This is a genomic window from Bacillus sp. AK128 (assembly GCF_053903075.1).
In genome coordinates, this window is sequence record NZ_CP096379.1 from 2,998,678 (window position 1) to 3,011,792 (window position 13,115).

The window sequence follows — 13,115 nt, forward strand, 5'->3', positions numbered from 1 at the left end:
TTTGAGCTATTCTATTGGTTTTATAAATAATAAGTACATTCGATCATGATCTTTTTCAATCTTATATTGTTCAAACCCACAAGAGGATAAAAACTTAATCCAGAAGTCTTGGACTATAGGTATTGCCGCATACACAACCTTATGACCCTCCCGCTGTAAATCCTTCATCAACATTGAAACAATTTCTTTTCCAATGCCTCTTGAGCGATAGGCTGAAGCAACTAACACGGTTCCAATCCAGGGACGATTGTTGGAGGCCGCATTTTCCACATAATATGATATTCCAACACGATTTTCACCTTCGAACCAAACAGACCATGTTCCCTCTTGATAAAGTTCTAAATACGTCTTAATTTCTGCTGATGATACTTCCTCTTGTTCCCACTCTGGGCTAGCCTTAATCAACCCTTGAAAAAAAGGAATATCTTCTTCCTGTAAATCTTTGCTAATTAGGTTCACTTGATTTCATCAGGCTTTATATAGGTTTGGATTACGTGCTCATGTAAGCTTGAATTACAAGCGAATATAGAATTTTGTCCAACTAAATTTAATGCTTGGCCGTCCAAGGTAGTCATCTTTCCACCAACCTCTTCGATAATAACTAATCCTGCAGCAAAATCCCACGGTGATAACCTCATTGTAATATAAGCATCAAGACGTCCAGTTGCTACATAAGCCAGTTCAATGGCAGCAGATCCGTATGATCTTGTGCCACGTACCTTCTTAACTAAAGGAGTAAGAACAGATGGATCAATTCTTCTATTTTCTGTTACCCAGGTTGCATTGATCCCTATAATTGCTTTTTCAATCTCAACCTTTTCAAGTAAAGGCAGCTTTTCATCATTAAAATATGCACCTTGTCCTTTTACTGCATGATATAGCTCATTACTCACGACATCATAAATCAAACCAATCTTGCCAATCCCATCTTCGTAAATTCCAATTGAAATCGCAAAATTCCGTTGTTGATGAACAAAATTCATCGTTCCGTCTATCGGGTCAATAATCCAAACGACACCCTCTAGTGAAGTAACTTCATCCCCGAAACCTTCTTCTCCCAATATTCGATGGTTTGGAAATGTTTGGTTAATTTTTTCTATGAAATATTTTTCTGTTTCGTGATCCATATTGGTAACTAGGTCATCGGGATTTGACTTTGATTTCACCATTAATTCGGTAGAAAATGATTCCCTTATGTATGTTCCGGCCTCTTTGACCCAGCTCTTTGCATATGAATTAATGCTAGTCCAGTCATTCGCAGATTCCATTTCTTAGTCCCCTTTATTATTCAGGTTTCAATCTTATAACAATAAGATTATCGAAAGTAATTAGTTAAATGCAAGTTATGTACCTTTTCATAAAGCTACTTTTGTAAATACTGCGTCAATTTACCAGTGCAGAACTTACGAAAAAAGCTTCACAGAAAAAACGAACCCTTATCAAAGGTTCGTAAATATCATTATACTTCTAAACGGTTCATCTCTTGTCGAAGTTTTTCTAATTTACGTTTACATTCTGCTTTAAGTTTCGTATCCTTATTCGTCATTGCGTCATAAAGGGTGGCTAATTCATAATCAATTTCTAATCGCAATACAGAAATCCTTCTTGCTGCTTCCGCTTTCTTTAAAGTATTTAATACTTGTTTCAAGAAACTGCACCCCTTTCTTATTTTTATTACTGATCTAGCCGATTCACTTATATCTCATAGAAACTAAATATTCTGATAGTTATTTTATATATATTATGTATACATCTTGTGCTATGCAACAAAAATGTGTATTAACCCATGTCTACCCACTTTTGATGCTCAAGGTTTTATTTTTTTACTTATAATTTGGATATGATATGATGGGGAAAAGCAGTTTTATGCAGGAGGATTATCATGACATTTTCAGGATTTCAACAAGAAGATTTTCAAACTTTTTCAATTGAAGGTTTAGATGAGCGAATGGAGGCAATTAAGGAGAATATACAACCAAAGTTCAGAGAAATTGGTGCTATTCTTACTAATGATTTATCTGCATTTATTGGGAATGAAATGTATTTACATATAGCTAAGCATGCCAGACGAACGGTAAACCCACCAAAGGATACTTGGTTAGCAATTGCTCACGATAAGCGAGGGTATAAAAAACACCCTCACTTTCAGGTAGGATTATTTGATGATCATGTATTTGTTTGGTTAGCTTATATATATGAGTTACCTAACAAAGCAGAGATGGCTAGTAAATTTTTAGGACAAGCAGATGAAGTGTTTAACCGCATTCCGAAAGATTACGTGATCTCACAAGATCATATGAAAAAAGACTCCATATCTATAGATGGATTATCAGAAACAGAATTTGAGGCTATTCTCAACCGATTTAAGGATGTAAAAAAAGCAGAATTCCTAGTAGGAAAAAAAATCAATTCAAATGATCCAATCTTAAAGGACGGAGAAGAATTCATTAATATGGTAAGAGACACTTATCAAACTCTGTTACCAATTTATAAACTTTCCTTGAGGTAAAGTATGTTTAACACTAAAAAGAATGCTGTCTAAAACAGCATTCTTTTTAATGTTTAATCATCTTCACAATATTACGCTGTTCTTCTTTCGCTTTTTGAATGGTACGATAACATGAATAACCACTCTGAGCTTCAAATTCAGCACACAGCTTCTTTTCGTCAGCCTTACCAGGTACAATACCTTTAAATTTTCTATATGCATTTAACAAAAGGTCTCTTTCGACTCCCTTTTCATATGCTTTTTCAATGCAGCTGAAGAATTCAACGACAACAACGATTTCATCCGTTTTCCAATCTAAAGATATCGGATATTGATAGCTCATATTTTACCTCCGTTAATTCCATGACTTCCTAATATGTTCTGCCTCTCCAATGATTCGCTTAAACAATTCATCAACAGTCGGAATATCCTTGATTCTTCCCATAACCTGACCTGCCCATGCAAAGCCTTCATTTTCAGCACCATCATATATGTATCGCAGATTTGCTTGACCACTTATATATTCTTTTACAGCTTCATAGCTTCCATACTTTGACTCCAGGTCAATAATCGTATCTGTCCAACTATTTGAAATAGCCCTTGCAGGAGAACCGATACTACGTTTAATAACTACAGTATCATTTTCTGTCCCGTTTACAAGTCTATTCTTATAAAGATTACTAGCATGAATACATTCTTCCGTAGCTATAAACCTAGTTCCCATTTCAATACCCTCAGCACCTAAGCTCAACGCAGCCATTAAACCACGCCCATCAGCAATCCCTCCTGAGGCAATGACAGGGATCTTAACAGCATCAACAACTTGAGGAACTAGAACGATGGTACCGGTATCATGTTTGCCCAGATGGCCTCCTCCCTCTTGTCCAACAACCATGACAGCATCAGCACCTAGTTCCTCTGCTTTTTCAGCCTGGCGTCTTGCTGCAACCAATACTAATTTTTTGATGTCCGTTCCTCTCAGTTGCTCAAAAATAGGGGTAGGATTTCCACCTGTCATCGTTACAACGGGTACGTTCTCTTGAATGGCTACCTCTAGCATATGCTCAAAAGGCCGCCCGTGCTGACCAATCGCATAATTAACACCAAATGGATGCTTAGTCTTTTCTCGTACCTTCTTAATTTCTTCTCGTAACGACTCAGGACTATCTAAAGACATAGCGGTGATTTGACCTAATCCCCCAGCATTGGACACTGCAGCCGCAAGGTCCGAATAAGCCAAATAAGCAAGGCCTCCTTGAATAATTGGATATTTTATATTTAATAAATTGGTTATTCTATTTTCCCACTTCATGGTTAATCCCCTCCATCTTTTACACTTCTAGTTTTTATAAGAATATCCTTTAATTGATTTTGGGTTTATTCAGTTATTATTAGGAAAAGGTATACTTATAGAAGAACGATAAGTGATATATGATTTTTCTTTCCATAGTATGTTATTAGTGCTATAATCACATTTGTTTTATTGATAAAATTAGACAAAGAATCAAATAAAGAGGTGTATGTATTGAACCAAAATGAAACTCCGTTATTTACGGGTTTACTAGAACATGCAAAAAAGAATCCTATTCAATTCCATATTCCAGGCCATAAAAAAGGAAGCGGAATAGATCCAGAATTTCGTGATTTTATCGGTATGAATGCACTATCGATAGATTTAATAAATATTGGTCCATTAGATGACTTGCATCATCCAAAAGGAATGATAAAAGAAGCACAGGATCTTGCAGCAAAGGCGTTTGGAGCCGATCACACTTTTTTCTCCGTACAAGGAACAAGTGGTGCCATAATGACTATGGTTATGTCAGTATGTGGCCCTGGAGAAAAAATTATCGTCCCACGTAATGTACATAAGTCAGTCATGTCTGCAATTATCTTTTCAGGAGCAACGCCGGTGTTTATACACCCTGTGATTGATAAAGAACTAGGGATTTCCCATGGAATTACACCTGATTCTGTAGAAAAAGCTCTTGAGCAAAATCCTGAAGCAAAAGGAGTTCTCGTCATTAATCCTACTTACTTTGGAGTATCTGCAGACTTAAAGAAAATTGTAGAGATAGCCCATTCTTATGATGTTCCGGTATTAGTTGACGAAGCCCATGGAGTTCATATTCATTTTCATGATGAACTTCCACTTTCTGCGATGCAGGCCGGTGCAGATATGGCAGCAACAAGTGTTCATAAGCTTGGAGGCTCGATGACTCAAAGTTCCATTTTAAATATAAAAGGGGGACTCGTTTCCCCCAAGCGTGTCCAATCCATTATAAGTATGCTCACGACCACTTCAACTTCCTACTTACTTTTAGCTTCATTAGATACCGCTAGAAGAAGACTTGCTACTGAAGGCAGAGAGCTAGTAACGAAAGCCATTGAACTCGCAGAACAAACTAGATCTCGAATTAATGAGATTGACCGACTCTATTGTGTTGGAAAGGAGATCATAGGCTCACAGGCGACATATGATTACGATCCTACTAAACTGACGATATCTGTTAAGGATTTGGGTATAACTGGGTATGATGTAGAGAAATGGCTCCGAGAACAATGGAATATTGAGGTAGAGCTATCAGACTTGTATAACATCCTATGCATCATTACTCCTGGAGATACGGAAAAAGAAACCTCTGTCTTAATTAATGCATTGAAAAAATTATCAGAGACCTTTAAAAACCAAGAAAAGAAGGAAACTGTTAATGTCTTTGTACCAGATATTCCAGTCCTTGCCCTAACACCTAGGGATGCTTTCTATTCAGAGACCGAGGTTGTTCCCTTTGAACAATCTGCAGGAAGAATTATTGCAGAATTTATTATGGTCTATCCGCCAGGGATTCCAATCTTCATTCCAGGTGAAATTATAACAGAAGAAAATCTAAGTTATATTAAAAAGAATCAAGACGTAGGGTTACCCGTTCAAGGACCAGAAGACTTTAGCTTAAATCATTTACGTGTAATTAAAGAACATCGTGCTATTAGATAACAAGTTCAATGTTATATGGTTGATTATTTTCTAAAACACTCAGTTCTAGTCCAAGTATTTCGTATAATCACAAAGAAGAAGCATGCTGAAATGAATCGGCATGCTTTTATTATTTGATATCTTTTTTATTTTTCTTTTTGGTCAGAATTGCAAGTGCAACTATTACAAGTTGCATACAAAGTTGAAACCTTTTCTTCCTCAACATGATCAATTGTTCTTTCACAAGATTGACATATGATTATACCCATGTTTTCTCATCCCCTTATCCATTGTTGAAAGCGGTAACAAAACACTCTTTAAACATATATTAATATGTCATAATAATCATGTCAATCATTAATTTGTATAACACATTAAAAAGTATGTATTATACAATTAACTGTGTAGAAAAATAATTACTCACTAGTAGTTTATTCGTATTGTGTTTCAAAATTTGTTGTTGGAATGGTTTCTTTAAAAAATTCAGAAAGATCCTCCGCCTCTTTATAGGTGCGAATTCTAAATGTTTGTTGAAGAGTATCAATATTTTCAATATCCTGGGGATCAAGAAGTGCGGATCTACCTGTTTGCATACAGATAACTAGAGGCTTACCAAAGAACATATTGGTATACACGAGGCCAAAGTCATAGCGAACTTCATCAGTAGTGAAGCCGACAAATCTTACTTTTGCCATCTCATTTTCATCATAAAGCCTTTCAAAGTAATTCATCCTATTCCTCCTTTATTAAATATTCATAATATTATTATAATACAATCCATAATCTACTTCAACTAGTCAAATGACCTACACCCTTCTTTTTCTTTAATGATCGCTATTAATTGACTTATTATTATTGTCAATCTTTAAACTCGAATGCTAGAATAGTGATTGTATGAATGAGGAGATTTTTTTGATAGAAATTTATGTTAGCTTCACCTTTTTTCTAAAGGCTAGGTAACGTTTTATTTATACATCCTTAAACCTATATTCAATCCAAGATAAGAAAATGCCGATAGGAGTGAATGAAAATTGAGTCAAAGTGCATACATAAAGTTGGTACCTGCGTCATCTAAGCAGGAGATTACGTTAGAAGAAGTAAAGGAGCTTTTTACTTATTATAAGGAAATCACAACTAAGACAGGCTCACAAGTGGACTGGTCATACGGAAATGCTGCTTTCCCTTATGAGTTAAAAGAAAAGCCAGAAGGAAAGGGAGTTTGGTTTTATCTAAAGTCAGAGGAAAGAGGCTATCATTCCCTTGTTGTCGGAGTTGGTTCTGAAGAGTTGAAAGACGAGAATGGTAATGAGAGCAGCCAGAATTATATTCAAGTAGTTCTTCCTGAAGGAGCTACATATGGAGATAAAGGTAAAGGGAATGAGTTTTGTAAATTTTTAGCGAAGAAGCTTGAAGGTGAGCTTCATCTATTTAACGGAAGAGTCATGTATTACTATAAAAGAAAATAAGAAATAAAAGAGGCTGGGACATAAGTACTCCAGCCAGTGGTAAACCCGAACAATTTGGTGATATTTTGATGTATCTTCCACCTAATAGTTCGGGTTTTTATTTGTTACATTCAATCGTTTGTTAATTTGCATACTATTTTTAAACCTAGTGGAATGGAGCGGAAGACACTTGACTCCTGCGGGAGATGGAGGAAAGGTCGAGACCCCGCAGGCGCAGCCGAGGAGGCTCGACTTCCTCCCCGCGGAAAGCAAGTGTCTGCAGCGCAATGGAACGACTTTGTTTTCTAGCTTACCTAGTTAATAGAAACAAGTAAACGAAAGCAGTACTATATTTGATAGGTAGACTAATTTAGAGATTATTCGGATTTGGGACTGGTGTATTAGGTTTTGTCCCAGTCTCTATTTATTTCTCAAAAACACTCGTTAAGATGGTGATTACCTCTTGATCATCTAACCCTACCCAAAAAAGTTCGTTGTGTATAAGGAGATCAAGATGCAAATGATATTCCGTATTGTTCTTTAAGACTTCTCCACTAGTCCCACTGTTTCCAACATATCCTATAATTCGATCCTTAGTTACGATGTCTCCAACGGACAAATCATCCGCTACCCGGTCCAAATGTGCAAATCTTGCAAGGATACCATTTGGATAAGTAACCCATACCTGCTTTCCTCTTAGTTTATCTAAAATGTAAGCTGGCGTTATTTCGGAATTAGCTGCTATAGACAAGTCATCATTTCTTTCTTCAACTGAAGAGTAACCAGGGTAGTCATGATCAACTCTAACTACCTTTCCCTCGCCCATTGCATATACAGGGGTATTCGGGTTGATTTCAACATTTGTACCATATTGGTAAAAATCTAGGCCCTCATGTGTTCCGTTTCGATAATTTCGGGGAGCTCCGGGTAGATGGGACACAATTGTACTTACTTTAGCTCCACTTATTGGATTCTCTAGAATTGACAAGATAGACAGAATCTCATCAACATTTGTTGGTTTTGTTGGTGTAGCACTTACAGGGATGTCTCCCTTATTTTCCGAAATAGAAATGGAAGCTACTTGGCCATTTTCTTTTACATTCCATCCTAATTCATCCAGTACAAAATTTATCGAAAGAAATGGTTCATTATTAATAACCATCAGATGTCCTCTTTCAGTAGGAACATACTCTGAATTTCTTTCATAGACAGGTACACCATATATGAGTTTGTATTCAAGGTTATTTATATAGAACTTCACCAATCTGTTTAGGTTGTCGTATTGATAGGTCAAGTCCATCTTTTGGGACAATTCATCAAGAGAAAGAAACATCTGATTATTTTCTTCTGTAAGTTGTACAGTGTAAACAGGCGTGTTCGGTTTCTCTGCTTCTTCTTTACTTTCTTTATCCTTATCTACTTCCTTTACTTCCTGTTGTTTCCCACAACCCGTAACAACGATTGACAAAATCAAGAATAGTATAATCCATTTCTGCATAGGGTTTGTCCTTTCATATTGCATTACTATTTATAGCTTTCTTTCATTTTAACCTTCCCAGAAATCAAAAACAATGAAAGGAGAATCCCCGATCATTGTTTTAGGCATAGTTTTAAATTAAGGTGTTTGAATGAGTTCTGGATTTACAAACTCGTACCCTTTCTCTCTTAGGCCATTTATAATATCCGGAAGTGCTTGATAGGTCCATTCACGATCATGCATGAGCAAATTAGCTCCATTTGTTAATAAATTTGTATGAATCATAATATCAGTAAGTGCCTCTTTATTCATATATTCCTTCATAAAGTCATATCCATACGTCCAGTTCATTAAAACCATACTGTCAACATTCACTAGTTTCCTCGCATGATCAGTATTAGAACCAAATGGAGCTCTAAAAAATTTAGGTCTTTCCCCTGTAATGACTTCAATTTCATCACTTAAACTCATAATTTCTTTATATTGCTCTTCCTCAGATAGTTCCTTTAAATTTTTATGACTCCATGTGTGATTGCCAATTGGAAATCCAAGCTCATATATTTGTTTTAACCTTTCTTTTTCTTCAGGAGAATCGATAAAATGTCCATTAACGAAAAAGATGGCAGGAACTTTTAGTTCCTTTAACAAAGTTGCCATTTCTAGCGCGTATTGATCAGGTGCATCATCAATTGTTAACAAAATTACCTTATCATTCGCATCACCAATAGGATCAACACTCCAATTCGCTTCATTTATTTTATATAAAGGTTCTAATGGTTGATTAGGTTCTTCCGCTATATTTTCTTCTAATTCTTTCGTTAGCCTATCTTGATTTTCATTATTAGACTGAGGAGTCTCGCTCTCTTTCATTTCATCCTTTTCATTTTCCCCTTCGACTTCACTCGGAGTTTCATTCACTGGGTCCTTATCATTGTTAGATTGATTAGTGTCTTCTGTACAAGCTGACAACAAACATAAGAAAATTAACATTGAAACGGATATTCTTTTCATACTCTCCTCCAATGAACATAATATATATTGACATCATTCACCTACGCTTACTTATAGTAATCGTAGAAATAGCCTAAATAAAAGGATAGATCCAATGGAAAGCCTGTTGAAATAAAAAAAACATGACCAATGAACCCAAGGTAATCTTTATGGAATTCTTCGGGCTAAAGCCATTTGCAGTTGCTATATGAAAAGCTAAATACACAAACACAAGGAATAAAAGCACCTTCGCATAGAGTCGATCTTGCTGTGACAGCATTTCAACCATTAAAAAGCTGCTATAAATGATGTTCTGCAAACTAATCACAACGATTCCCTTCATACTCCATTCCCCTAACTAAAAGACATTTTATTAGAAGTTTATGCAAAAGAATCCGTAGTATTTTTCATTTCTGTAACATTTAAATGACAAGCATTATTTTTAGTAGGTAACATGATACAATAGGCCTAACTTTGCTTATAAAGGGTGAGTGATCATGAATATGTATAGACGAGTCTTCCTGCTGGCAAGTTCTTTATTATTATTATCTTCCTGTCAATTAAAAAACAGTGAGAATGACCCAACATTAAAAACACTATTAGAAGCAGACGCCTTATACATATCAAATGAAAAGGATCTTATGCTTGAAAATGAATACTATAATGCTTTAATTGAAGTCAAGCGACTGTACCCAGATGATTTACAAGAGGTTATTGTTTTATCAAATGAAGATATAGAGAATATTGAGGAAGAACTCTTAGTAAGTACGTATCCTACCCTATTGTTAATCGACAGCAAAGAAATTATTGCTAAAATTGAAGGAAAAAATGAAAAAACAACAATTATTAACAGTATTTCTGATTATATAGAAACAAAATAAAATCGTCCTCCAATCATAGAGGACGATTTTGTTTTATTTTACAATATGAATCGGGCTACCAATTGCAACTTCAGCAGCTTCCATTGAAATTTCACCTAAAGTAGGATGAGCATGGATTGTCATCGCTATATCTTCAGCAGTCATTCCAGCTTCAATCGCAAGACCTAATTCAGCAATCATATCTGAGGCATTTGTGCCTACAATTTGAGCTCCAATAACAAGACCATCATCTTTACGAGTTACGAGCTTTAAGAATCCATCTGCACTATCTAATGCCAATGCACGGCCATTTGCTCCAAACGGGAATTTAGAAGCATTCACTTCGATACCTTCCGCTTTAGCTTCATGTTCTTGATATCCAACTGTAGCCATTTCTGGATCTGTGAAAACAACAGCTGGGATGGCAAGGTAATCGATTTCCGCAGGGTGACCACTAATGGCTTCTGCAGCAATTTTACCCTCATATGAAGCCTTGTGAGCTAAAGGAGGTCCATCAACAATATCACCAATAGCATAGATATTATTAACAGATGTACGGCATTGCTTATCAATTTTAATGATCCCACGATCTGTTTTTTCGATGCCTACTTGCTCTAGCCCTAATTCATCAGTATTAGGTTTACGGCCAACCGTTACTAAGCAGTAATCAGCTTCAACTGTTTGTGCTTCACCATTGACTTCAAAGGTTACCTTCACACCGTTTTCAGTCTCTTCTACACCTTTAGCCATTGCTTTAGTGAAGATTTCTACACCTTTTTTCTTTAGGCGACGCTTCACAACTGCAGACATTTGCTTTTCAAAACCATTTAAAAGCTCATCTGCACCTTCAACAATGACAACTTCTGTTCCAAAGTTTGCGTAAGCAGTTCCTAGCTCTGTTCCAATATAGCCGCCACCAATGACAACCATTTTCTTCGGAATTTCATTCAGGCTAAGAGCACCTGTTGAATCAATGACACGCTTCGAGAATTTAAAGGTTGGGATTTCAATAGGTCTAGATCCTGTTGCAATAATACAGTTATTGAATTTATATGTTTGAGCTGAGTTATCATCCATAATGCGAACAGTATTTTGATCAACAAAATATGCTTCACCAGATAAAATCTGAATTTTATTTCCTTTTAGTAAACCTTCAACTCCACCAGTAAGCTTCTTCACAATACCAGCTTTCCATTCTTGTACCTTTGAGAAATCAACTGATACATTTTCAGCCTTTATTCCCATCTCTTCAGAATGCAAGGCTGTTTCATAGCGGTGGGCCGCAGCAATTAAAGCTTTAGATGGTATACAACCAACGTTAAGACAAACTCCTCCGAGTACACCGCGGTCAACGATTGATACCTTTTGACCTAACTGTGCAGCTCGAATTGCAGCTACGTAACCACCTGGTCCTGCTCCAATGACTAGAGTATCAAGTTCAATCGGAAAATCTCCAACTACCATTCGATTACGCCTCCATTAAAATTAATTGTGGATCATTTAATAAACGTTTAATATGATTTAGTGCATTTTGTGCAGTTGCTCCATCAATCATACGGTGATCAAAGCTCAATGATAATGCTAAAACAGGAGCAACAACGATTTCACCATTTAGAACAACAGGTTTTTCAGCTATTCTTCCTATACCTAAGATTGCTACTTCTGGGTGATTAATAACAGGTGTAAACCACTGTCCACCAGCAGATCCGATATTTGTAATCGTACAAGATGCACCCTTCATTTCTGCCGGAGCAAGCTTGCCTTCACGAGCTTTCGAAGCAAGTTCATTAATCTCATTTGAAATCTCGTAGATTGACTTACGATCAGCATTTTTTACAACTGGCACTAATAATCCTTTTTCAGTATCAGCTGCAATTCCAATGTTATAGTAATGCTTATGAACAATTTCCTCTGTTGCATCATCTAAAGAAGTATTTAAAACAGGATACTTTTTCAAAGCAGATGTAAGCGCCTTAACAACATATGGTAGGTACGTTAACTTTATGCCCTGATCAGAAGCATGCTGTTTAAACTTCTTACGGTGGGCAACCAGTTCAGTTACATCAACTTCATCCATTAACGTTACATGCGGTGCAGTGTGCTTAGAATTAACCATTGCCTTAGCAATTGCCTTACGCATACCACTCATCTTTTCACGCGTTTCAGGGAACTCTCCTTCTGGGATCGGAGTAACCTTTTTATCTGTACCCTTAGCTTCTGTTTCTTGTGAAGTCGTTACTTGGCTATCAGCAGATGCAGGTGCTTCAACCTTTGCTCCTCCATTCAAGAATGTATCGATATCAGCTTTTACTACTCTTCCATTTTTACCTGAACCAGCCACTTGGCGGATATCAACATTCTTTTCACGCGCATACTTTCGAACAGATGGCATTGCAATGACACGACGATTTGTGTCAACCTCTGCTGCTGGAGTATTTTCAGCTTGAGAAGGAGTTGGTGCTTCTGGAGCAGCAGCTTCTGCTGGAGGAGCTTCCGGCTTCTTCTCTTCCTTTGGTTTCTCGTCGTCATGGTCGTCGCCTTTAAACTTTAGGTTTTCATATCCAGGAGCATCAAAGGTAACAATTGTTTGACCTACTGTTGCAATATCTCCTTCATTCACTTTCAGTTCTAATACTTTTCCTTTAACAGGTGAAGGAATTTCTACAACAGCCTTGTCATTTTGAACTTCGGCAAGAACATCGTCCTCATTTATTTCATCGCCTGGTTTAACAAACCATTTAACGATTTCACCTTCATGGATACCCTCACCGATATCAGGTAATTTAAATTGAAATGACACGGTATATTTACCTCCTTTTTCAAATGAAGAAACATTTTATTGAAAGAGAAATCACCCATACGTTCGATTTCTCCCTATCTT

16 protein-coding genes are annotated in these 13,115 nt (G+C 36.6%); 4 read left to right on the forward strand and 12 right to left on the reverse strand.

Annotated elements, in window-relative coordinates:
* Window positions 1-6 precede the first annotated feature (6 nt).
* The 3 genes from M1D60_RS15000 to M1D60_RS15010 all read right to left on the reverse strand — a co-directional run bounded on the left by M1D60_RS15000 (window position 7) and on the right by M1D60_RS15010 (window position 1,648).
* Entirely contained in the window at window positions 7-459 is a 453-nt protein-coding gene (locus M1D60_RS15000) for a GNAT family N-acetyltransferase (protein WP_456275641.1), read from the reverse strand.
* Window positions 456-1,268 (reverse strand): inositol monophosphatase family protein, encoded by an 813-nt coding sequence (locus tag M1D60_RS15005; RefSeq protein ID WP_456275642.1) that lies wholly within the window; start codon window positions 1,266-1,268, stop codon window positions 456-458. The genes M1D60_RS15000 and M1D60_RS15005 overlap by 4 nt, the downstream gene beginning before the upstream one ends.
* Window positions 1,269-1,459: 191 nt before the next feature.
* Window positions 1,460-1,648 carry a hypothetical protein gene (locus tag M1D60_RS15010; RefSeq protein ID WP_456275643.1) on the reverse strand — a complete coding sequence of 63 codons (189 nt, stop codon included), beginning with the start codon at window positions 1,646-1,648 and terminating at the stop codon, window positions 1,460-1,462.
* Window positions 1,649-1,882: 234 nt separating this feature from the next.
* Between M1D60_RS15010 and M1D60_RS15015 the strand changes: the two genes are divergently transcribed.
* A complete protein-coding gene (locus M1D60_RS15015) occupies window positions 1,883-2,509 on the forward strand; it encodes a YktB family protein (protein WP_456275644.1) in 627 nt (208 codons plus the stop codon).
* Between the two features lie 46 nt (window positions 2,510-2,555).
* On the opposite strand, the gene M1D60_RS15020 is transcribed toward M1D60_RS15015, so the two are convergent.
* Both M1D60_RS15020 and M1D60_RS15025 read right to left on the reverse strand, forming a co-directional pair.
* Window positions 2,556-2,831: a UPF0223 family protein gene (locus M1D60_RS15020; RefSeq protein WP_456275645.1), complete on the reverse strand. Its 276-nt coding sequence runs from the start codon at window positions 2,829-2,831 to the stop codon at window positions 2,556-2,558.
* A 12-nt stretch (window positions 2,832-2,843) separates the two neighbouring features.
* Window positions 2,844-3,800: an NAD(P)H-dependent flavin oxidoreductase gene (locus M1D60_RS15025; RefSeq protein ID WP_456275646.1), complete on the reverse strand. Its 957-nt coding sequence runs from the start codon at window positions 3,798-3,800 to the stop codon at window positions 2,844-2,846.
* Window positions 3,801-4,013: 213 nt separating this feature from the next.
* On the opposite strand from M1D60_RS15025, the gene M1D60_RS15030 reads away from it, so the two are divergent.
* Complete coding sequence (locus M1D60_RS15030; RefSeq protein WP_456275647.1) at window positions 4,014-5,483, forward strand: aminotransferase class I/II-fold pyridoxal phosphate-dependent enzyme; 1,470 nt, start codon at window positions 4,014-4,016, stop codon at window positions 5,481-5,483.
* A gap of 125 nt (window positions 5,484-5,608) precedes the next feature.
* On the opposite strand, the gene M1D60_RS15035 is transcribed toward M1D60_RS15030, so the two are convergent.
* A complete protein-coding gene (locus M1D60_RS15035) occupies window positions 5,609-5,731 on the reverse strand; it encodes a GapA-binding peptide SR1P (RefSeq protein ID WP_456275648.1) in 123 nt (40 codons plus the stop codon).
* A gap of 162 nt (window positions 5,732-5,893) precedes the next feature.
* The gene (locus M1D60_RS15040; protein ID WP_456275649.1) at window positions 5,894-6,193 is read right to left on the reverse strand and encodes a DUF3055 domain-containing protein; all 300 of its coding nucleotides are present in this window, start codon (window positions 6,191-6,193) and stop codon (window positions 5,894-5,896) included.
* A 300-nt stretch (window positions 6,194-6,493) separates the two neighbouring features.
* On the opposite strand from M1D60_RS15040, the gene M1D60_RS15045 reads away from it, so the two are divergent.
* On the forward strand, window positions 6,494-6,928 hold the full coding sequence (locus tag M1D60_RS15045; protein WP_456275650.1) for a DUF1885 family protein: 435 nt from the start codon (window positions 6,494-6,496) through the stop codon (window positions 6,926-6,928).
* A 403-nt stretch (window positions 6,929-7,331) separates the two neighbouring features.
* Here the strand turns inward: M1D60_RS15045 and M1D60_RS15050 are convergent, their stop codons facing one another.
* From M1D60_RS15050 to M1D60_RS15060, 3 genes are all read right to left on the reverse strand, one after another.
* Entirely contained in the window at window positions 7,332-8,405 is a 1,074-nt protein-coding gene (locus M1D60_RS15050; protein ID WP_456275651.1) for a M23 family metallopeptidase, read from the reverse strand.
* Between the two features lie 117 nt (window positions 8,406-8,522).
* Window positions 8,523-9,395: a polysaccharide deacetylase family protein gene (locus tag M1D60_RS15055; protein WP_456275652.1), complete on the reverse strand. Its 873-nt coding sequence runs from the start codon at window positions 9,393-9,395 to the stop codon at window positions 8,523-8,525.
* 73 nt (window positions 9,396-9,468) lie between these two features.
* Window positions 9,469-9,717: a hypothetical protein gene (locus M1D60_RS15060; RefSeq protein WP_456275653.1), complete on the reverse strand. Its 249-nt coding sequence runs from the start codon at window positions 9,715-9,717 to the stop codon at window positions 9,469-9,471.
* 154 nt (window positions 9,718-9,871) lie between these two features.
* Between M1D60_RS15060 and M1D60_RS15065 the strand changes: the two genes are divergently transcribed.
* Window positions 9,872-10,255 (forward strand): hypothetical protein, encoded by a 384-nt coding sequence (locus M1D60_RS15065; RefSeq protein ID WP_456275654.1) that lies wholly within the window; start codon window positions 9,872-9,874, stop codon window positions 10,253-10,255.
* 33 nt (window positions 10,256-10,288) lie between these two features.
* Here the strand turns inward: M1D60_RS15065 and lpdA are convergent, their stop codons facing one another.
* Together lpdA and M1D60_RS15075 are read right to left on the reverse strand one after the other, a co-directional pair.
* A complete protein-coding gene (lpdA, locus tag M1D60_RS15070; protein ID WP_456275655.1) occupies window positions 10,289-11,698 on the reverse strand; it encodes a dihydrolipoyl dehydrogenase in 1,410 nt (469 codons plus the stop codon).
* A 4-nt stretch (window positions 11,699-11,702) separates the two neighbouring features.
* Complete coding sequence (locus M1D60_RS15075) at window positions 11,703-13,034, reverse strand: dihydrolipoamide acetyltransferase family protein (protein WP_456275656.1); 1,332 nt, start codon at window positions 13,032-13,034, stop codon at window positions 11,703-11,705.
* Window positions 13,035-13,115 lie beyond the last annotated feature (81 nt).

Coding starts and splice junctions, on each gene's coding strand:
- M1D60_RS15005 (WP_456275642.1), bottom strand. CDS start 1,268: ATGGAATCTGCGAATGACTGGACTAGCATTAATTCATATGCAAAGAGC.
- M1D60_RS15015 (WP_456275644.1), top strand. CDS start 1,883: ATGACATTTTCAGGATTTCAACAAGAAGATTTTCAAACTTTTTCAATT.
- M1D60_RS15020 (WP_456275645.1), bottom strand. CDS start 2,831: ATGAGCTATCAATATCCGATATCTTTAGATTGGAAAACGGATGAAATC.
- M1D60_RS15025 (WP_456275646.1), bottom strand. CDS start 3,800: ATGAAGTGGGAAAATAGAATAACCAATTTATTAAATATAAAATATCCA.
- M1D60_RS15035 (WP_456275648.1), bottom strand. CDS start 5,731: ATGGGTATAATCATATGTCAATCTTGTGAAAGAACAATTGATCATGTT.
- M1D60_RS15040 (WP_456275649.1), bottom strand. CDS start 6,193: ATGAATTACTTTGAAAGGCTTTATGATGAAAATGAGATGGCAAAAGTA.
- M1D60_RS15050 (WP_456275651.1), bottom strand. CDS start 8,405: ATGCAGAAATGGATTATACTATTCTTGATTTTGTCAATCGTTGTTACG.
- M1D60_RS15055 (WP_456275652.1), bottom strand. CDS start 9,395: ATGAAAAGAATATCCGTTTCAATGTTAATTTTCTTATGTTTGTTGTCA.
- M1D60_RS15060 (WP_456275653.1), bottom strand. CDS start 9,717: ATGAAGGGAATCGTTGTGATTAGTTTGCAGAACATCATTTATAGCAGC.
- M1D60_RS15065 (WP_456275654.1), top strand. CDS start 9,872: ATGAATATGTATAGACGAGTCTTCCTGCTGGCAAGTTCTTTATTATTA.
- lpdA (WP_456275655.1), bottom strand. CDS start 11,698: ATGGTAGTTGGAGATTTTCCGATTGAACTTGATACTCTAGTCATTGGA.